Source organism: Microbacterium phyllosphaerae (genome assembly GCF_050628115.1).
Classification (GTDB): domain Bacteria; phylum Actinomycetota; class Actinomycetes; order Actinomycetales; family Microbacteriaceae; genus Microbacterium; species Microbacterium phyllosphaerae_A.
Genome location: NZ_CP192502.1, coordinates 1,320,702 through 1,340,752 on the forward strand (window position 1 = coordinate 1,320,702; position 20,051 = coordinate 1,340,752).

Here is a 20,051-nt window from a genome sequence, read left to right on the forward strand (position 1 = left end):
CTCTCAGGCTGCGACGCGGGCGCGGTCGAGGTCTTCGAACAGCTCGGTGTTGAAGCGGTACGCGAGAAGGACCTCGTCGATCACGCGCTCGCGCTCGGCGTCGTCCCACGGGGCGGCGTCGAGCTGCTCGCGGTAGACGTCCTTGAACGCAGACGGGTCGGCGATGTCGTCGAACAGGTAGAAGCCGATGCCGTTGGTCTCGAAGCCGAAGCGGCGGGCCATCACGCGTCCGATGAAGATGCCGCCCGACAGATCGCCCAGGTAACGCGTGTAGTGGTGCGCCACGAAGCCGCCGGCCCACGTCGCCCCGACCTGACGGATGCGCTCGACGTAGCGCTGCGTGGTGGGGAGGGCTGTGATCTCGTCGCGCCAGTCGGTGCCGAGCAGGAACTCGAGGTCGGCCTCGAGCGCGGGCAGGCGGGTCAACTTGTCGCTGATGAAGACGGATGCCACGGGGTCCTGACGCATGCGGTCACCCGCCGACTCGAGGGCCTCGTAGATGAAGTAGTGCTGTGCGACGAGCGCGATGTAGTCCTCGCGCGACCCCTCGCCCTTGAGCAGGTCGGACATGAAGCCTGCGCCCTCGCTTCGCGAGTGCGAACCGGAGGAGCGCTCACGGAGGGCGGCGGAGAAGGACAGGATCTCGGACATGTGCCAAGTGTAAGGGTTGCCTTACCTCTGGCGAAACCCCGGGATCTCAGAGCGTCACCCGTGCGGGCGCGGCTCCACCCCGAGCTTCTCGCAGGCGAGGTCGTAGAGAGCGACGACCTCGCGGCGCACGGCGGGACGTTCGGTGATCGGTCCGGAGGGCCACGCGACGCGCAGCTCCGACGGCACCCCGGCGCGGGTGATCTCCCAGACGCCGCCGTCGCCGTCGAGGCCCGTCATGACGGCATCCGTGATCTCGCCGCCGTCAGCGGGAGAGAAGGCACGCGCGATCAGCAGGTTGTCGTCGGTGTGGTCGCCGTTCATGTGGCGAAGGATCGCGGAGACGACGTCGGCATCGAAGGTGTGGGGCATGATGATCACCCTAAACGGGCCCCGACGATGCGATCTTTCAGGATCGGCGTTCTAGACTCGGGAGACACGTCTTCCGGGGGTCCCCTTTCATGCAGCTTCTCTCGTCGCGCAGGTTCCGCGCAGCAGCGGCCGGCGCAGCCGTGCTCGGGCTCTTCCTCACCGGATGCACATCCGATCCGGAATTCAGTTACGAGCCGCCGGCTCAGGTCGACGGCGCTCTTCCCGACGACACCGTCGCAGCCATGGATGCGGCGGTCGCGAACGCGCTGACCGCGTCGGGTGCCTCCGGCGCCGTCGTCGGCGTCTGGGTTCCGTGGAGCGGCAGCTGGGTCACGGGAGTCGGCACGCAGGATCCGGGCGCGGGTGACGAGATCAGCACGGACATGGCCTTCCGCGTCGCCGACGTGACGCGCCTCATGACGTGCGACGTGCTCTACGGCCTGGTCGATGACGGGATCGTCGACCTCGACGACCCCGTGCCGGACTACGTCTCGGGTGTGCCCAACCTGCAGGACCTCACCCTGCTCGACCTGTGCAACGGCACGTCCGGACTCGGCTCGTCCGAGGCCACCGCCAAGTCGGCGTGGATGAACACCCCCGAGCGCGTGTGGGCTCCGCTCGAGCTCGCCTCGTATGGCCTCGGCGCGGCGCGAGGTGCCGCGCACACCACGTACTCGAACTCCGACACCGCCTATCTGCTGCTCGGTCTCGCTCTCGAGCGCGCCTCGGGCATGTCGGCCTCCGAGCTGATCGCCGAATACGTCGCCGAGCCGCTCGGTCTCGAGAACACGTCGCTGCCGGCTGCCGCAGCCGCGCCGCCCTCCTCCGGACCGGTCATGAACGGGCATTACCTCTCGCCCGTCGAGGGCGGCTACAACTGCGCCGCGCCCGTCGACATCACGACGCTCTCGTCGAGCTCCGGCTTCACCGATTCCGGAGTCGTCTCGACGATCGAGGACCTCGGCCGCTACGCGCAGGCAGCAGCGACGCTTCGCACCGAGCAGACGCCGGACCGCTTCGCGAGCCCGCTCCCGGTCGCCGCGGACACGCCGTCATGGCTGCAGGCCACCGGCGGGGCGCTCCTCGTGGGCTCGATGGTCGGTCAGTACGGATGGACCCCGGGGTACCAGACCGCCGCCTATTCCGACCCTGCGACCGGATTCACGGTCGCGGTGTCGCTGAACGACTCGACCACGGGTGGCACGACCGCCGCCTACCTGGCATGGGAGCTCGCGGCCATCGCCTCCAAGGCGCCGGCGGCCGAGGGGCAGACCGCTCCGGAGTTCGGTCTGCCGTTCACCGCCGAGCAGTACCACGAGGCCATCGCCGCATCGGCGATCCCCTGCGTCGCACCCGCTGAGGGCTGAGAGCGGGCATAGAGCCGCGGCCCGGCCCGACCGGACGGAAGGGAAGCCGATGGCGATCATCGACAACGCGATCTACGTCGACGGTGTCCGCACCGACAACCCGCGCAGCCTCAGCGAGACCTTCGAGGCGATGCGGGAGCGCGGCGGACTGAGCTGGATCGGGCTGTACCGCCCGAGCGAGGCAGAGATCCGCGAGGTGGCCGACGAGTTCGGCATCCACGCTCTCGTCGTCGAGGATGCGCTGTCGGGTCATCAGCGGTCGAAGCTCGAGCGCTACGGCGATGTGCTGTTCATGGTCCTCCGCTCGGCGCGCTACCTCGACGCCGCCGAGGAGGTCGAATTCGGCGAGATCCACGTGCTCGTCGGCACCGACTTCGTCGTCACCATCCGGCACGCGGAGTCTCCCGACCTGGGGCGCGTCCGTCGTCGCCTCGAGGGCGATCCCACGCTGCTGAAGCTCGGCCCCGAGGCCGTGCTCTATGCGATCCTCGACGAGGTCGTCGACGAGTATGCCCCAGTGCTCGCAGGTCTCGAGAACGACATCGACGAGATCGAGAGCCAGCTCTTCGAAGACGAGGTCGATGCGACCCAGCGCATCTACGAGCTGGGGCGCGAGGTCATCGACTTCCAGCGGGCGGTGCAGCCGTTGGCTGGCATGCTCGATGCCCTGCTGCGCGGCTCTGCGAAGTATCAGGTCGACGAGGAGCTGCAGCGGTACCTGCGCGACGTGCTCGACCACACGCTGCGCGTCTCGGAGCGCGCGAACACGTTCCGCACCGTGCTCGACAACGCGCTGACCGTCGAGTCGACGATCGTGGCACGGCGTCAGAACGAGGAGATGACGCGGATGACGGAGCTGAGCATCCGTCAGAACGACGAGGTCAAGAAGATCTCGGGCTGGGCGGCGATCCTGTTCGCGCCGACCCTCGTCGGCACCGTCTACGGCATGAACTTCGACCACATGCCCGAGCTGCATTGGGCGTTCGGGTATCCGATGGCGATCGCGCTGATGGTGGGGATGGGCTTCGGCCTGTATTGGGTCTTCAAGCGCAAGGGCTGGCTCTAACCACTCGATTCCGGGCGCGCCGAACGTCGCCAGGGTTGATTCTCGCGAGTTCACGAGTAAAGTGCAACTAGTTACAGAAAGTGCTTGGAAAACGCTATCCCCTCGGCTACCGTCGGTGTAGCCGACGAGAGTCCGGCACGAATCAAGGGAGATCACATGCACAACGCAATGACGCGGACGGCACGAAGCCGCCTCCTGCTGGTGACCGCGGGCCTCGCGACCTCTGCTCTCGCGCTCGCCGGCTGCGCCGGTGGCGGTGGTGACGCAGGAGCGTCGGAAGAGAAGACCACGATCCGGTTCCTCTACGCCACGGGAGACGACACCTGGAACGGGGTCGTCGACCAGGTGGTGACGGCCTTCAACGAGCAGAGCGACACCACCGAGGTCGAGCTCGACCCGCTGCCCGCCGGATCCGACTACGCCACGGCGCTCAAGACCGTCGATGCCACCGGCAACTGGCCTGCCGTCGTGGACATGCGCGACACCCTCACCTACGTCAACGCCGGCAAGCTCGCCCCGGTGCCCGAAGAGGTCACGGCGCTGCTCGAGCCGGACGCGTTCGCCGCTGCCGAGGACGGCAACGTCTACACCGTGCCCTCCAGTGCGCTCAACGGCGAACTCGGCATGAACATCGTCTACAACAAGACCTACTTCGAGGAGCACGACCTCGAGGTGCCCGCGACCTACGACGACTTCATCGACCTGCTCGAGGAGATCAAAGCCAACGGCGACGTGCCGCTCGCCACGGCCGCGGCGGAGGTCTGGCCGTCGGATCAGCTCTGGAAGCCGCTCGCGGCACCGGTCTTCGCCGAGTACAGCGACGAGGGCGGGTTCTGGAACGCGGCAGCTGCCGGCGATGCCTCTGTGGCCGACCTGAAGGCTCCGCTCGAGGAGCTCAAGATGATCATGGACGACTACGTGCTGGAGGGGTGGCAGTCCACCGCGGATGCGCAGACCACGACGCTCCTGGTCAACGAGCAGGCGGTCATGGCGACTTCGTCCGCCGGCCTCGGCCGGCTGATGGACATCAACAAGGTCGACCCGGAGTTCGACGCCGGGCTGTTCATCATCCCCGACGAGGACGGCAACCTCAACGTCCTCAAGAACAGCGTGATCGGCGATACCGCCGGCGGTCTCGCGATCTCGTCTCAGGCCGCGGAGGACGAGGACGAGTACGCGTCCGCCGTCGAGTTCCTCGAGTACTTCTACTCCGTCGAGGCCGCCGACCTGATGGAGGCGAACGGGTGGATCTCGCCCAACATCCTCAAGTCCGATGAGGTCACCCGCAACGACACCATCCCCGGAGCCGAGGACTTCTTCGCCCTGCTCGAGAACCCGAACCTCGTCTGGTACGAGAACTCCCCGACGCTCAGCACCTTCAGCTCGGTCAACACCTTCTTCCGGCAGTCCCGCATCGAGATGCAGGACGGCCAGACCACGATCGACGAGACGATCGCGAAGGTCCAGGCGGAACTCGACGCGCAGGTCGCCGCAGCCGGTTGAGCCACGACGCCGGGGCGCGGACCCGACCGCGCCCCGGCCTCGGCGAACGGCGATCGATCAAGGAGAGAACATGAGTGCACACACCGAGGTCAGAGTGAGACCGCGATTCGGACGAGGGCGTCTGGCGATGCTGGGCTTCGTCATCCCCGCGCTGGTGATCTACCTCCTGATGGTGATCGTCCCGTCGCTGCAGACCCTGCAGCTGAGCCTGACCGATTGGGACGGCATCAGCGACGGCTACGACTACGTCGGCATCCGGAACTACGAGGACATCGTCGCGAGCGGCCGCTTCTGGAACGCGGTGCGCAACACCCTGATCCTCGGACTCGGCTCCGCCCTGATCGTCAACGTGATCTCGCTCGCCGTGGCCCTCATGCTCGACAAGCTCAACCACGCGCAGGGCTTCTTCCGCACGGCCGTGTACCTGCCGGCACTCGTCAGCGCCTTCATCATGGCGACGATCTGGAAGTACCTGCTCAACTACAACTTCGGCTCCGTCAACACCGTGCTGCGTGACATGGGCCTCCCCGAGTGGGCCCGCGACTGGCTGGGTGACAGCAGCATCGTGATCTGGGTCATCCTGTTCATCACCTGCTTCACGCTCGGTGGCAACACGACCCTGATCTATCTCGCGAACCTCCAGTCGGTGCCGCAGGAGCTGATCGAGGCTGCGCGCATCGACGGCGCCAGCGGCGCCAAGGTCTTCTGGAACGTGACGTGGCCGATGATCGCCGGCGCGGTCACCGTCAACATGACGCTCGCGATGATCGCCGGCTGGGTGATCTTCGACCAAGTGCTCGTGCTCACCTCGGGAGGCCCCGGGTTCGTGAGCGAGACCATGGCCTTCTTCATCTACAAGGTCGGCTTCGGCGAATACCGGGCCGGATTCGGTTCAGCGGCCGCCGTCGTGCTCTTCATCGTGGTGATCGTGAGCACCGTCGCCGCGAACGCCTACATGCGCAAGAGGGAGATCCAGGCATGACCGAGACGATGACCCAGGTCACCATGAAGATCGAGCCGGAGGCGCGTCCCGCAGGGCTCGCCCGCATCCCCCGCCCGCCGCGCGTGCGCCGGGAGAAGAAGAAGTGGTCGGTCGGCGAGATCATCGTGATGGTGGTGCTCAGCATCCTGGTGCTGATCGTCGCGTCTCCGGTGATCTACGCGCTGCTGAACTCCTTCCGCTCGTATGCCGAGATCACGAAGGATCCGATGGGCCTGCCCACATCCTTCGCGTTCGACAACTACGTCACCCTGTTCCAGCAGACCGACTTCCTCGAGGCGGTGCTCAACACCCTCATCATCACGGTCGGCACCGTCGTGATGCTCATCATCATCGTGCCGATGGCCGCCTACGGCATCGAGCGGATCGGCGGCCGCACCTCGCGGTTCCTGTACGTGCTGTTCATCGCCGGACTCATGATCCCCTTCCAGGTGCGCATGATCCCGCTCGTGAAGGGCTTCGACGACGTCGGTCTCTACAGCACGCTGCTCTCGGTGATCCTGGTGCATCTCGGAGGGGCGGCGAGCTTCGGCATCCTGCTCTACTGCAGCTTCATCAAAGGCATCCCGATCGAGGTCGAGGAGGCGGCGCACGTCGACGGCGCGGGGCGCCTGCGCACCTTCTGGCTCATCGTCTTCCCGATGCTCCTGCCTGTCACCTCGGCCTTCGTGATCATCCAGGCCCTCGGACTCTGGAACGACTTCTTCATCCCCCTGGTGTTCCTCGACTCGTCGTCGGCCGGAACGATCAACGTCGCGATCAACCGCATGGTGGGTCTGCTCACCTCGCAGTGGCAGCTGATCTACACGGGAGCCATCCTCGCGATCGTCCCTTCGGTCGCGATCTTCGCCGCCTTCCAGCGCTACTTCATCAAGGGCATGTCGGTCGGGGCGGTGAAGGGATGACCACCGTGACCACCTCTCGACTCGGCCGTCTGCTCGGCTACGACGGCGTCATCGCGACGTTGCTGCTGGGCGCGTTCCGGTACTTCCTCGTGTCGCTGTCGTTCGTCGGCTGCCTCGTGCCGATGCTCGCCTTCCAGGCGCTCGTGGGCTGGCAGGCCACCCACGTCGCGCTCTGGCTGGGGGCTGCCGCAGTGCTGCCCGTCGCCCCGGCGCTGCACGCACTGGTGCGCGCCGCCGCCGCCCTGCTCGACTCCGAGCCGCACGTGGCGCAGACCTTCTGGCAGGCATTCGCGGACGCCGTGCGCCACCGCTGGGGTTCGGCTCTGGCGCTCGGCGCCGCCGTGCTCGTGCTCGGCTACGACATCGCCCTGCTCGGAGCGGATGCCGGTGTGCTGCTGGGCGCCGTCGCCGTGGCCGCCGTCGTCGCCGCGATCGTCGTCGCAGCCGCGTTCCTCTCGGACTCGCCCCTGCGCGGCGCCGCGTATGCGCTCGCCGCCGCACGGATCGTCCTGCAGCGCCCTCACCTGGCTCTCGTCTGGCTGCTGCTCGCGGCTCTCGCGGCTCTCGCCACCTCGCTTCCGGTGATCGGCGCGGTCGCGTGGCTGTCGACGCCGGCGCTCGCCTCTGTGGCCGCCACGATCTGCACCCGCACGCTCGGCTTCGATCGCGCACGCGAGCGGGTGGGCGCATGATCTCCCGGATCGGCGGATTCACGATCTCGGCGGGAACTGACGGTCCGGTGACCCTGGCGGTCGGCGACGGTCACCCCGCACCCCTCGTCGAGATCTTCACCGCCGCAGAGCAGCGAGCGCGCACGAGTCAGGCGTATGTGCGCTCGGCTCCGGGCGCTCGGCTGCGCATCGAGCAGGCGGATGCCACGCCGACGGATGCAGCCCCCGACACCATCACGCTCGTGCAGCGCGACGCGCTCACGGGACTCGAGGTCACGAGCGTGCTCGCGCTCTCGGGCACGGCCGTGCGCGTGCAGCACACACTGCGAGGCACGGGCTCGGCGCCGGTCGTCATCACCGCGGTCACCTCGGCCACGGTCGGGTTCGGCGAGGGCCCGCATGCGGGGGAGCAGTACGACCTGCTCACCGCGCGCAGCGAATGGCTGGCGGAGAACCGCTGGCACCGTCGTGCACTGGCCGACGAGCTGCCCCCGCTGTCGCTGCCGATCCACGCGCAGGACGGTCGGGGCCACGCGACCCTGACCAGCCACGGCGCCTGGTCGACGGGGGAACACCTGCCTGTCGGCGCCCTCGTGCACCGGGACGGTTCGGCCGTCGCCTGGCAGATCGAGAGCGGCGCCGGCTGGCACGTCGACCTCAGCCAGGGGCTCGAGGGTCTGACCCTCTCACTGCTCGGCCCCACGGATCTCGAGCATCAGTTCGCCCGTGTGCTCGCGCAGGGCGACGAGTTCCTCACGGTGCCGGTCGCGCTCGCCGCCTCGGGCGAGGGCCTCGAGGGGGCGATCGCCGCGCTCACCTCGCATCGCCGTGCGATCCGCCGCGTCGACGGCCCCGACCTGCCGATCATCTACAACGACTTCATGAACACGCTCATGGGGCAGCCCTCGTCCGAAGCGCTGCGGCCGCTGATCCGCGCCGCCGCCGAGGCCGGGGCAGAGGTCTTCTGCATCGATGCGGGCTGGTTCGCCGACCCCGAGATCGGCGACTGGTGGGACACGGTCGGCGAGTGGCGGGAGGCCCCGAGCCGGTTCGACGAGGCAGGACTCCGCGGCATCATCGAAGAGATCCACGCCGCGGGCATGCGCTCGGGGCTCTGGCTCGAGCCCGAGGTCGTCGGGGTCGAGAGCCCCGTCGCGAAGACGCTGCCGGATGACGCCTTCTTCCAGCGGTTCGGAGTGCGCGTGCGCGAGCACGACCGCTACCACCTCGACTTCCGGCACCCGGCGGCGCGGGCGCACCTCGACGACACGGTCGATCGGATCGTCCGCGAATACGGCGTGAGCTTCCTGAAGCTCGACTACAACATCAACCCCGGTGCGGGCACCGAGTGGCAGGCGACGGCAGCCGGAGACGGCCTGCTGGGCCACATCCGCGCCTTCGGCGACTGGCTCGACGACGTGCAGCGACGGCATCCGGAGCTCCTGATCGAGAACTGCTCCTCCGGCGCGATGCGGGCCGACTACGCGCTGCTGTCGCGCACACACCTGCAGTCCACCACCGACCAGCAGGACTTCCGTCTGTATCCGCCGATCGCGGCATCGGCGCCTGCGTCGATCCTCCCCGAGCAGGCGGGCAACTGGGCGTACCCGGCGAGCGGGATGACGGATGCCGAGACGGTGTTCACACTCGTCACCGGCCTGAGCGGCAGGCTCTACCTCTCGGGCTTCCTGGGCGAGCTGCGCCCCGCGCAGCAGGCGCTCGTCGCCGAGGCCGTGGGCCTCCACAAGACCGTGCGCGGCGGTCTGGCTGCGACCGACCCGTTCTGGCCGCTCGGCCTGCCCGCGTGGAATGACGACGTCGTCTGCCTGGGCCTGCGAGGAACCGAGCAGTCGCTGCTCTTCGTATGGGACAGGTCGGAGGAGCCGAGCTCGTTCACGATCCCCGGAGTCCGCGGTGTCGAGACCCTCTTCCCCGCGGGAGCCTCCATCGACGGCTGGGTGATCGACGACGCCGGCGACGGCATCCGCATCGCCACGGGGCCCGGACTCGGTGCCCGTGTGCTCCGCATCCGGCCCGACATCGAGGGGAGCGGCGCATGAGCGGCACGATCCGCACTGGCGAGCTCGTCACCGACGACCGCGGCCGCATCGCGCAGCTGCACGGCATCGGCATCCAGCGCGTCGGACCGCACTGGTACGCCTGGGGCGAGGACAAGACCGCCGGCGACCGATTCACGGCGGTGGCCTGCTACCGCTCAGCCGACCTCGCGACCTGGGAGTATGTCGGCGACGCGCTCGCCGCCGGCTCGGGAGACCTGTCACCGGACCGCATCGTCGAACGACCCAAGGCGCTGCGCCGCCCCGACGGGCGCTGGGTGCTGATCGTCCACATCGAGAACGCCGACTACTCGGACGCGAGGGTCGGCTTCGCGATCGGCGATGCGCCCGAGGGGCCGTACGAGTATCTCGGCAGCGAGCGACCGCTCGGCAACCTCAGCCGAGACATCGGCGTCTACCACGAGGGTGGTGTCGGCTATCTGCTCTCCGAGGACCGCGACAACGGCCTGCACATCTACCGTCTGCGACCCGACTACTGCGGCGTCCAGTCGATCGTGGCGACACTGCGCCAGCAGGATCGCCCAGAGATCGGGTACGAGTCGCCGACGCTGGTGCGTCACGACGGGCTGTACTACGTGTTCGGCTCCGACCTCACGGGCTGGGACCTCAACGACAACAAGTACGCGACCGCCTCCGCGCTCGAGGGGCCGTGGTCGCCGTGGCGGGACTTCGCCCCGACCGGCAGCCGCACGTTCGATTCGCAGGTGAGCGTCGTGCTGCCTGTCGACGGTGGCCACGTCTACATCGGCGACCGCTGGGATCGTGACGACCTGGCGTCGTCGGCGCCGATCTGGCTGCCGCTGCGGGTCGAGGAGGGTCGGGCCGAGCTGAGCTGGCGCGACGACTGGAGCATCGAGGAGCTGAAGAAGTGAAAGCCCGACCCCGCGCGATCGTCGCGATGAATCCGCCGGCACTGGCCGAGAACCTGTTCGGCCCGCACCGGGCCCGGCTCAGCGCACTGGTCGATGTGAGCGCCGAAGTGCTCACCGACTTCGAGAGCGATCACGCCTCGCACCTGATCAGCGAGGCCGAGATCCTGCTCGCAGGCTGGGGTTGTCCGCAGGTGGACCGCGACATGCTCGAGCGGATGCCGAACCTGCGCGCCGTCGTCTTCGCAGGCGGCACCGCCAGCGCGGTGCTCGACACCGTGGAGGCCGCGCGCCGGGGCATCGTCTTCACGAACGCCGGCGAGGGCAACGCGCAGGCGGTCGCCGAGTACACCGCGGCGACCATCGTGCTCGCCGGCAAGCGTGCGAGGTATGCCGAGCAGATCTATCGCGAGGGTCGCGCCTTCGTCGACCGCGAAGCCGATCTGATCGACAGCGGCAACTTCGGACGCACGGTCGGGCTCGTCGGGGCTTCTCGCATCGGCCGCCGTGTCGCACAGCTGCTGCAGTCGACCGACCTGCGCGTGCTGATCTACGACCCCTACGCCTCGGAGGAGGAGATCGTGTCGCTCGGCGGGCTCAAGACCACGCTCGATGATCTGCTCGCCGCCTCGGACATCGTCTCGCTGCACGCCCCCGCGACTCCCGAGACCGAGCACATGATCGCGTCGCGCGAGCTTGCGATCATGCGCGATGGAGCAGTGCTCATCAACACGGCTCGAGGCACGCTGATCGACCACGACGCGCTGCGCACACATCTGCGTACGGGGCGGATCGACGCGATCCTCGACGTGACGGAGCCCGAGCCCCTCACAGCCGACGACGAGCTGTGGACGCTGCCGAACGTCACACTCACCCCGCACATCGCGGGCGCCACCGGAAATGAGCTCCACCGACTCGGGCGTGACGTGATCGACGAGGTCGCCCGCTTCGTCGCGGGTGAGGCCTTCGTCGGCTTCGAGCGGGTGCCGGGGGTCGTGTGATGGGCGTCGTGCGCAACCCGATCCTCCGGGGCTTCAACCCCGACCCGTCGATCGTGCGGGTCGGAGACGACTACTTCATCGCCACCAGCACGTTCGAGTTCCACCCCGCGGTGCGCATCCATCACTCCACCGATCTCGTGCACTGGACGGTCCGCGGGCATGCGCTCGACGAGGGCTTCGACCTCCGGGGCGTGCACGACTCCGGGGGTGTGTGGGCGCCGAGCCTCTCGCATTCGAACGGCCTGTTCTGGCTCGCATACTCGGTGGTGCGGTCGATGGACGGCGACGACAAGGACATCGACAACTACCTCGTGACGGCCGAGAGCATCGACGGTCCGTGGAGCGAGCCGGTGCATCTGGGCTCACGCGGGTTCGACTTCTCGTTCTTCCACGACCCCGACGGCACCCACTGGATCATCGGGGTGCAGTGGGATCAGCGGCCGGAGCATCCGTCGTTCGGCGGTCTCGTGCTCGAGCAGTATCTGCCTGATGAGAGGCGCACCTCGGGGACGGCCACCGTGATCCATCAGGAGCCGACGCTGGTGGAAGGTCCCAACCTCTATCGCATCGGCGACCGGTACCACCTGCTGATCGCCGCGGGCGGCACCGGATGGAACCACGCCATCACGGTGGCGCGATCGCGCGAGATCACCGGACCCTACGAGCGCGACCCGCAGCCGTTCGTGCTGACCAGCCGCGACGCCCCCGGCCTGCCCTTGCAGAAGGCGGGTCACGGCGAGCTCGTGCAGACGCCGAGCGGCGAGTGGATGCTGGTGCATCTCGCCAGCCGGCCGACTCTGCACCTCGGTGAGAGGTACAGCACGCTCGGGCGCGAGACCTGCCTGCAGCGCGTGGTGTTCGATGAGGGCGGCTGGCTGCGGCTGGCACAGGGCGGGCATCAGGTCGAGGTCGAGGTCGAGGTCGAGGTCGAGGTCGGGGGAGAGGGCGTCGGCCGCGCTGTCGCGTCGGGGTTCGCCGAGTCCTTCGACGCCCCGCAGCTCGACAGCCGGCGCTGGTCGACCCTGCGCACACCGCTCGCGCCCGACGTCGTCGATCTGACCGCGCGGCCCGGATGGCTTCGGCTGCGCGGCGGGCACTCGCCGGCATCCGTCTTCGAGCAGTCGATGATCGTCACCAGGGTCGAGGAGCATCGGGCCACGTTCGAGGCCACGGTGGATGCCGAGCCCACCAGCACCCGCGAGCTCGCCGGAGCGATCGCCTGGTACGACCGCAGCGGCTGGATCTGGCTGCAGCTGGGGTGGGATGCCGACAACGGCCGGCATGTGCGCGTCGTGATCAGAGACGGAGCGCGCACCACTCGCTCCGCGCCCGTCGCCGTGCCGGAGGGGGCCGTGCGGATGCGGCTGACTCTCGACGGACCCGACCTGCGGTTCGCCGTCGCCGCGGTCGGTGATGATCACTGGACCGAGGTACCCGGCGTCCACCCGGCTTGGACCCTGTCTGACGACCACGGCGACCGGCTGCGGTTCACCGGCCTGTTCTTCGGCGTCCGCGCGGACGATCTCGACGGCCGCGGGTGGTCTGCCGATCTCGCAGACGTGTCTCTCAGATACGACGAGACCGATCCGGCGGGGGAGGACTGACCCGCACACCTCCGAACCCCTGACCGTCGCGAAGTTCCTGCTCCTGCATGCCCTCGCGCCGTCGCTCGACGGCGCCGTCACGGAAGAGAGATCGATGAAGATCGAACACCGCAGTATCCGCAAGACGGTCGGTGCGCTGACCGCCGGGGTGATCGCCCTCAGCGGGGCGCTCCTCGTCGCACCGCCGGCCACCGCCGCATCCCCGGCTGCCGCCGCTGCTCCGGTCTCGGCCGCCGCTCCGGTCTCGGCCGCCGCGCAGACGGCCGCGCCCGAGATCGTCGAGACGGTCAGCGACGCCGGTTTCGCGCATCCGGGAATCGGCTTCACCGCCGACCACCTCGAGAACATGCGCACCCAGGTGCTCGCCGGGGTCGACCCGTGGGCGAGCTACTACGACGCGATGGTCGACACCCGATACGCCGCGATCGACTACCGCGTCGAGAACGCGCAGCCCGGCACCGACATCCCGAAGAACGACGCCTACGCGAGCGTCGGGATGCGCTCCATGGCGCAGCGCGACGGCATCGGAGTGATGACCCAGGCGCTCGAGTACGTCGTCACGGGTGACGAGCAGTATCGCGCGAACGCCCTGCACGGGCTCCGAGCATGGAGCAGCCTGGACCCTGCGAAGTACGAGTACTTCGCCGACGCGCACATCCACACCGGGGTACCGCTGTACTACATGCTGATCGCGGCCGAGCTGATCCGCAGCACCGAGCCCGCGAACGCCGCCCTCGACGGATACGACCTGCGATGGACGGACGCCGACGAGCAGCGCATCGAGGACAACCTCGTGCGACCGGTGCTCGACACGTTCCTGTCCTCGAAGAACCGCCTGTGGAACCAGCACCTCTACGGCGTGATCGGCATGATCTCTGCGGCGATCTTCCTCGATGACGCCGACCTCTATGCCGAGAGGGTGGAGTGGTTCACGGTCAATGCCGGCTACGAGAGCGAGCACGACCTGTACGGCGGGAACGTGAACGGATCGCTGGAACAGCTGTTCCGCGAGATCCCGGCTGACGCCGAAGGCAACACGACCGGGGCTCCGTTCGTGCAGCACATGGAGATGCTGCGCGACCAGGCCCACGGACAGGGCGACGTCGACATCTTCGTGGCACTCGCGCGCATCGTCGATGCGCAGGGCACGACGCTCGATCCGACCGCAGGCACCGTGTCGGAATCGGCGGATGCCGTCTCGCCCTACGACTTCCTCGATCACCGCATCCTCGACGGCGCCGACACCTTCTACGCCTTCATGATGGGCCAGGAGGTGCCGTACATCCCGGCGAACGAGGGCGGCGCGATCTCGCAGGCGTATCGCGGTCGCCTGCAGGATCCGCTCAGCGAGGCATACCTGCAGTACCGCTACGTCGCGGACGTCGATGTCGCCGCCGAGGCGCCCCATGTCGCGGAGCTCTACGAGCAGCGCGACGGTCCGCTCTACTACTACGGCACCGGTGTCCAGAACTTCTGGAACGACCGAGGATCGGACTACACCGGAGCCGAGTACTGGGTGGCGTTCCCCGAGGAGCTCGCCGAGGTCGACGGAGCCGCCGCTCCGCTGGCAGACAGCGCCGAGCTGTCGGTGCGCACCTTCGGCACGCCGCTCGGCGACGGAGCCGTCCGCGACGAGGACGACGAGACGTCCTTCATCCGACTCGACGCCGGTGCCGACGACGCGAACCTCGCGATCAGGCGGGCGATCTGGGGAGACCGGGCTGCGGCGCAGTCGCTCGTGGCCGTGAAGGTGCGAAGCGACGGCACCGCCCGCCTGCAGGCGTCACGCACCGCCGAGGAGCCGCCGTTCGCCGAGATCGTCGTCCCCGACACCGATGGCGAATGGCGCTACGTCTGGCTGGATCTGGCCCTGGCCAAGACGCCGGGGGCCGTGGGCGAGAACATCCTGTTCCTCCGGGCGACCGGGTCGGACGCGAAGGTCGACGTCGCGGGGCTCCTGGCGCAGGCGAACGGTGTGATCACGCCGCCCGTGTTCGCGGATGCTCCCGTACTCGATGCGGTGCTCGTCGCCGGTGAGCAATGGACGCGCAGCGTGCAGACGACGGATGGCGCCGGCGAGACAGTGACCCTCGCGCTGCAGGACGCCCCGTCGGGCATGGTCCTGCAGGGGAGCCAACTGAGCTGGTCGCCCCCGCAGCCGGGGGTCGCGCAGATGACCCTTGCGGCGTCGGACGGCACGACGGTGACGGCGCTGCCTGTGACGATCACCGTGGCCGAGAGTCGGGATGCCGCGATCGACGAACTCGTCGGACGCGCAGGCGAGAGCGACGAGTACACCTCGGCGAGCTGGGCGCGGTTCGTCGAGGCGCGCACGAACGCGGAGCAGGGAGTGCAGGGCGCGGATGCCGCAGCCTTCGCGACCCTTCTCGACGGGCTCGGTGACGCTGTCGCAGGTCTCGTGGTGCTCGACCCCGTGCTGGCGGACGGCACTCTCGACTATCGGGGGCTCGTCACGGCCCCGCCGCTCACGGCGGCGCAGCTGACCGCGATCACCGATGGAGACAACCAGACGAGCTGGGGCGACCAGCGCGTTCCGAGCATCGTGTTCGACTTCGGGTCGGCTTTCCGCGTCGGCGCCGAGCGCTTCGGCATCCAGGCCAGGGACACGTTCCCGAACCGCGCCGAGGGGACGAACGTCTACGGCTCCGATGACGGCGCGACGTGGACGCTGCTCACCGTGCATCCGAACGTGGGGCAGGACTCGTCCATGGAGTGGATCGATGTGCGAGACGAGGTGCAGGGCCAGCCGTTCCGGTTCCTGAAGTTCCAGGTGGACGAGCCCGGGGTGCCGTCCGATCCCGCGTATCCGGGGATCTGGAGCATCGCCGACATCCGCATCGACGGCTCCCGCACCGAGGCTGTCGGATCGATGGACACCGTGTCGCTCTCGTCGCCGGACGCCGTCGCAGGACGTGTCGTGGTGGGCGACGGCGTCGAGGTGCGTCTCACCGGTCCCGCCGGCAATTCGGACGTGGCCGTGACGGTGCTCGGTGCTCCGGCCACCGTGACGTCTCCTGCGGCGGGCCAGTGGGTCGCGACGGCCGCGGTGCCCGAGAGCGCGCAGCGCGGGGCACGGGTCGAGATCACAGTCGACTTCACCACGGCCGACGGGCGGGATGCCGACACGATCCATGCCACGACCGACGGCTCGACACTGTTCCTGTCGAGCGACAGCGGGCGCATCGACTCGGCCTTCCGCGAAGCGACGGTGCTGCGCCCCGACGGGGTCGCCGACGCCGCCTGGACGCAATACACGGCGAAGATGCTCGACGGCGATCCGGCGACGCACTCCGACACCCGGCTGAACTCGGGTCTCTACGGCAACGTGTGGGACTTCGGCCCCGACACGACCGTGTCGCTGAGCGGGGCGGAGTTGCTCGTGCGACAGGACGGCTACGGCACCTCGCGTATCGCGGACATGCGTCTGGAGGGGTCGAACGACCTGCAGACGTGGACGCGTCTGACGCCCACGGCTCCCGCGAAGACGCTCGACTGGCAGCAGTGGACGGTGAGCGACGACACCTCGTTCCGGTACATCCGACTCGTGAACGGTCAGATCCTGAACGTGGCCGAGCTCATCGTGTTCGGCGAGGTGTCGACCGCTCCGGCGATCCCGGCCTGGGATCCGGCCGCTGTCTACAGCACCGGCGACGAGGTGTCGCACGACGGAGCGGTCTACACGGCGCAATGGTGGACGAGGAACGAGCTGCCCGGCAGCACGGCCACCGGCGCGTGGATGCAGCAGGGCGCACGCGTTGCCGCGGCGGGAGACGCCGTGCGGGCATGGACGACGTCGTACGTCTACGTCGGCGGCGAGACCGTCGCGCACGACGGGCACACGTTCCGCGCGAAGTGGTGGACCCGCAACCAGGAGCCGGGCGACGCCAACGGCCCGTGGGAGGATCTCGGCGCCTACTGAGGACGCCGGAGCGGTGGGGTCGGGTGCTTTCGATCACACCGCTCCGCCGCGCTGAGTGAGGCGCCGCGTCTGTGGGGACGCGGTGCCTCAGTCGCGGGCGGGGCCTGTCGACCCGCGAACGATCAACTCGACAGGCAGCACCGCAGGCCCTTCGTAAGCCCCGCCGACGGCGATCCGACCGGCGAGCTCGCCCACGTCGTGGAAGGGCGCGCGCACGGTCGTGAGCGACGGCGTCAGGTCGGCGACCAGCTGCATGTCGTCGAAGCCGACGACCGAGATCTGCTCCGGGATCGCGATGCCCCTGGCGTGCAGTGCGCGGCAGACGCCGACCGCCATGACATCGGTCTGGCAGACGATCGCCGTGACCTCGGGGTGGCTCTCGATGAACGCCACTGTGGCGGCTGCTGCGTCGTCCGAGGAGTTGTCGCTCTGCGCGGTCAGTTCGGGATCGAATGCGATGCCGGCACTGGCGAGTCCGTCCTGGTAGCCGAGGAAGCGCTGGTGCGGCGTGGTCATGTCGTCGAGAGAACCCACGAAGGCGATTCGGCGATGCCCGAGCTCGACGAGGTGCTCGACGCCGGTGCGCACCCCTCCGCGGTGGTCGTAGTCGATCGACGCGATGTGAGGATGCCCGTCGAGTGCGGCACGCCCGCACAGGATCAGTCGGGCGCCCACGCGGGCGAGCGTGTCGGAGTACCGCTGCGCGCGCCTCTCGAACTCCTCCGTCGCGGGGGTCGAGCCGACGAGGAGCACGGCGGCGACCCGCTGCTCGCTGAGCGTCTCGATCAGGGCGGCCTCTCGGTCGAGGTCACCGCCGGTCGTGCACATCGTGAGCAGGTGGCCGTTCGCGGTGGCGACGTCTTCGGCGCCACCGGCCATGGTGGCGAAGGTCGGGCCGACCATGATGCTCGACACGAATGCGATGCTCCGCCGACCGACGCCCATCATCGAACGGGCGAGGCCGTTCACGACGTAACCGAGTTCCTCAGCGGCGGCGAGTACGCGGGCATGGCTCGCGGACTTGCCCGCTGCCCGGCCGGCGAGGACCCGGGAGGCGGTGGCACGGGAGACATCGGCGAGGCGAGCGACATCGGCGAGGGTGGCTCCACCGCCGCGCTCCGGGCCCGGCGACGCGTTGCGGCGCGCGGGTGGTTCGTCGGCGATGGTCGTGGTCACAAGGGAAAACCTATCGCGACGATGCCGATACGGCGCCGCGACCCGCAACTAGTTCCGCCTCGCCCTGTGAGCGCCGGTTACTCCTGAGGCGCGGTCTCGGTCGACTCCTCCGTCTCGACGCCGGGGCCGGGGCCCGGGCGCACTGCGGCATCCGGAGCGATGTCGATGCGCGTGTTGCCGTCGTGCTCCGACACCTCGATGCGCGGTGCGGCATCGGCCTCCGTGGCATCCGGCGCCGCGGTCAGCTGGTCGTGACGCTTCTCTTCGCTCGTCATGGCCTCGTCGGGGGTCTGGTCAGGCGTGCTCATGGTTCTCCTTCGGGGTGTCGGGGGTTTCGGTGGTGTCGGACGAGTGGTCGCGGGACGCGGAGCGCTTGCGGCTCCAGCGTGCGAGCAGGTACAGGACTCCGCCGACGGCGAGCAGGATCGCGCCGAACAGCCAGACGACGGGGCGCTGCTGCGTCAGGAGCAGGAGGCATGAGCCGATGCCGAGCACCGGGATGACGGTCCAGATGCGGAAGTGGTCGTGCTCGACCTTGTCGCGCCGCAGCACGAGCACAGACACGTTGACGCTGAGGAACACGAACAGGAGCAGCAGCACGACCGTCTCGGCGAGCGTCGCGAGATCGCCGACCAGGGTCAGCCCCATCGCGACGAGGGTGGTGGTGAGGATCGCGACCCAGGGTGTCCTGCGGTTCGGCAGAACGCGTCCGAGCACCGACGGCAGCAGGTTCTGCTCGGCCATGCCGTAGGTCAGACGACTCACCATGATCATCGTCAACAGGGCGCCGTTCGCGACGGCCACGAGGGCGATCAGGCTGAACAGCCAGGAGGGGATGCTCGCGCCCGCCGCCTCGACGACCGAGAGCAGCGGACCGCTCGACTCCTGAAGCTCGGACGCCGGCAGGGCGATCGAGCTCGCGACGCCCACCAGCACGTAGACCGCGCCGGCGGTGAACAGCGCGCCGAACAGAGCCCGCGGGTAGGTGCGTCGCGGGTCCTTGACCTCTTCGATCATGTTGGCGGAGGTCTCGAAGCCGACGAAGGAGTAGTACGCGATCACTGCTCCGCTGAGGACGGCCAGGGCGACCGGCGTGCCCTCCGGGGTCTGGGTCAGTCGCGAGGCGTCACCGCCGCCTCCGGCCACGAAGATGCCGACCACCGCGATCACGATCACGAGACCGCTGAGTTCGATCGCCGTCATCACGAGGTTCGCGCCGAGCGACTCACGGATGCCCCGGGCGTTGAGAACGGCGACGACGGCGAGGAACGCGATCGCGACGGGAATGGTCGGCAGGTCGAAGAACGTACCGAGGTAGTCGCCGGCGAAGGCGATCGCGAGACCCGCCGCGCTCGTGACGCCGGCGGCCAACATGCTGAACCCGACGAGGAACGACACGACCGGGCTGTGGAACGCGCGCTCGGCGAACACCGACGCCCCACCCGCGCGGGGGTACTTCGTGACGAGTTCGGCATACGAGCCCGCGGTGAGCAGGGCGAGGAGCAGCGCGAGCAGCAGCGGCGCCCACAGCATCCCGCCGACCTTCTCGGACAGCACTCCCATCAGGGCGTAGATTCCCGCGCCGAGGACATCGCCCAGGATGAACGCGAACAGCAACGGGCCGGTGATGGCGCGACGCAGCCGGGTGGGTTCCTCCTGCGTCTGGGTGGTGTCGGAGATCATCATCGAACCCTAGACAGGCGCTGACCGGCTGGCGACGGGGTTGACAGCCGCACGATGCGCACTCAGGGATTTCACAGAAAGCCCGCGCGGCGCGCGTCGACGAGGTGTTCGCCCTCGCTATATTCAGTCTCGTCAGTGGAGGGTGCGTCAGCCGGAGTGCGCGGGCCG

At 68.8% G+C, this 20,051-nt stretch carries 16 protein-coding genes; 11 read left to right on the forward strand and 5 right to left on the reverse strand.

From position 1 onward, the window contains the following. Nucleotides 1–3 precede the first annotated feature (3 nt). Complete coding sequence (locus ACQ4LY_RS06100) at nt 4–651, reverse strand: heme oxygenase (biliverdin-producing) (protein WP_431075124.1); 648 nt, start codon at nt 649–651, stop codon at nt 4–6. A 54-nt stretch (nt 652–705) separates the two neighbouring features. Then, nucleotides 706–1,020 carry a DUF2470 domain-containing protein gene (locus ACQ4LY_RS06105; RefSeq protein WP_431075125.1) on the reverse strand — a complete coding sequence of 105 codons (315 nt, stop codon included), beginning with the start codon at nt 1,018–1,020 and terminating at the stop codon, nt 706–708. A gap of 89 nt (nt 1,021–1,109) precedes the next feature. On the opposite strand from ACQ4LY_RS06105, the gene ACQ4LY_RS06110 reads away from it, so the two are divergent. The 11 genes from ACQ4LY_RS06110 (at nt 1,110) to ACQ4LY_RS06160 (ending at nt 17,024) form a co-directional block, all read left to right on the forward strand. Next, the gene (locus ACQ4LY_RS06110; protein ID WP_431075126.1) at nt 1,110–2,387 is read left to right on the forward strand and encodes a serine hydrolase domain-containing protein; all 1,278 of its coding nucleotides are present in this window, start codon (nt 1,110–1,112) and stop codon (nt 2,385–2,387) included. 49 nt (nt 2,388–2,436) lie between these two features. Further along, entirely contained in the window at nt 2,437–3,453 is a 1,017-nt protein-coding gene (gene corA / locus ACQ4LY_RS06115) for a magnesium/cobalt transporter CorA (RefSeq protein ID WP_431075127.1), read from the forward strand. A 156-nt stretch (nt 3,454–3,609) separates the two neighbouring features. Continuing rightward, on the forward strand, nt 3,610–4,956 hold the full coding sequence (locus ACQ4LY_RS06120) for an ABC transporter substrate-binding protein (protein WP_431075128.1): 1,347 nt from the start codon (nt 3,610–3,612) through the stop codon (nt 4,954–4,956). A 70-nt stretch (nt 4,957–5,026) separates the two neighbouring features. Beyond that, nucleotides 5,027–5,938 carry a carbohydrate ABC transporter permease gene (locus ACQ4LY_RS06125; RefSeq protein WP_431075129.1) on the forward strand — a complete coding sequence of 304 codons (912 nt, stop codon included), beginning with the start codon at nt 5,027–5,029 and terminating at the stop codon, nt 5,936–5,938. After that, nucleotides 5,935–6,861 carry a carbohydrate ABC transporter permease gene (locus ACQ4LY_RS06130; RefSeq protein ID WP_431075130.1) on the forward strand — a complete coding sequence of 309 codons (927 nt, stop codon included), beginning with the start codon at nt 5,935–5,937 and terminating at the stop codon, nt 6,859–6,861. Before ACQ4LY_RS06125 ends, ACQ4LY_RS06130 begins: the two co-directional genes overlap by 4 nt. Before the next feature lie 5 nt (nt 6,862–6,866). Beyond that, nucleotides 6,867–7,553 (forward strand): hypothetical protein, encoded by a 687-nt coding sequence (locus ACQ4LY_RS06135; protein WP_431075131.1) that lies wholly within the window; start codon nt 6,867–6,869, stop codon nt 7,551–7,553. Further along, on the forward strand, nt 7,550–9,592 hold the full coding sequence (locus tag ACQ4LY_RS06140; RefSeq protein ID WP_431075132.1) for an alpha-galactosidase: 2,043 nt from the start codon (nt 7,550–7,552) through the stop codon (nt 9,590–9,592). The genes ACQ4LY_RS06135 and ACQ4LY_RS06140 overlap by 4 nt, the downstream gene beginning before the upstream one ends. Beyond that, nucleotides 9,589–10,482, forward strand: coding sequence for a family 43 glycosylhydrolase (locus ACQ4LY_RS06145; RefSeq protein WP_431075133.1), 894 nt, complete (start codon nt 9,589–9,591; stop codon nt 10,480–10,482). Before ACQ4LY_RS06140 ends, ACQ4LY_RS06145 begins: the two co-directional genes overlap by 4 nt. Continuing rightward, a complete protein-coding gene (locus tag ACQ4LY_RS06150; RefSeq protein ID WP_431075134.1) occupies nt 10,479–11,480 on the forward strand; it encodes a hydroxyacid dehydrogenase in 1,002 nt (333 codons plus the stop codon). The genes ACQ4LY_RS06145 and ACQ4LY_RS06150 overlap by 4 nt, the downstream gene beginning before the upstream one ends. Further along, nucleotides 11,480–13,084: a glycoside hydrolase family 43 protein gene (locus ACQ4LY_RS06155; protein WP_431075135.1), complete on the forward strand. Its 1,605-nt coding sequence runs from the start codon at nt 11,480–11,482 to the stop codon at nt 13,082–13,084. Before ACQ4LY_RS06150 ends, ACQ4LY_RS06155 begins: the two co-directional genes overlap by 1 nt. Before the next feature lie 94 nt (nt 13,085–13,178). Beyond that, complete coding sequence (locus tag ACQ4LY_RS06160) at nt 13,179–17,024, forward strand: carbohydrate-binding protein (protein WP_431075136.1); 3,846 nt, start codon at nt 13,179–13,181, stop codon at nt 17,022–17,024. A gap of 87 nt (nt 17,025–17,111) precedes the next feature. Here the strand turns inward: ACQ4LY_RS06160 and ACQ4LY_RS06165 are convergent, their stop codons facing one another. The 3 genes from ACQ4LY_RS06165 to ACQ4LY_RS06175 form a co-directional block, all read right to left on the reverse strand. Then, a complete protein-coding gene (locus ACQ4LY_RS06165) occupies nt 17,112–18,200 on the reverse strand; it encodes a LacI family DNA-binding transcriptional regulator (RefSeq protein ID WP_431075137.1) in 1,089 nt (362 codons plus the stop codon). A 77-nt stretch (nt 18,201–18,277) separates the two neighbouring features. Beyond that, on the reverse strand, nt 18,278–18,508 hold the full coding sequence (locus ACQ4LY_RS06170) for a multidrug transporter (RefSeq protein ID WP_431075138.1): 231 nt from the start codon (nt 18,506–18,508) through the stop codon (nt 18,278–18,280). Continuing rightward, entirely contained in the window at nt 18,495–19,883 is a 1,389-nt protein-coding gene (locus ACQ4LY_RS06175) for an APC family permease (protein ID WP_431075139.1), read from the reverse strand. The genes ACQ4LY_RS06170 and ACQ4LY_RS06175 overlap by 14 nt, the downstream gene beginning before the upstream one ends. Nucleotides 19,884–20,051 lie beyond the last annotated feature (168 nt).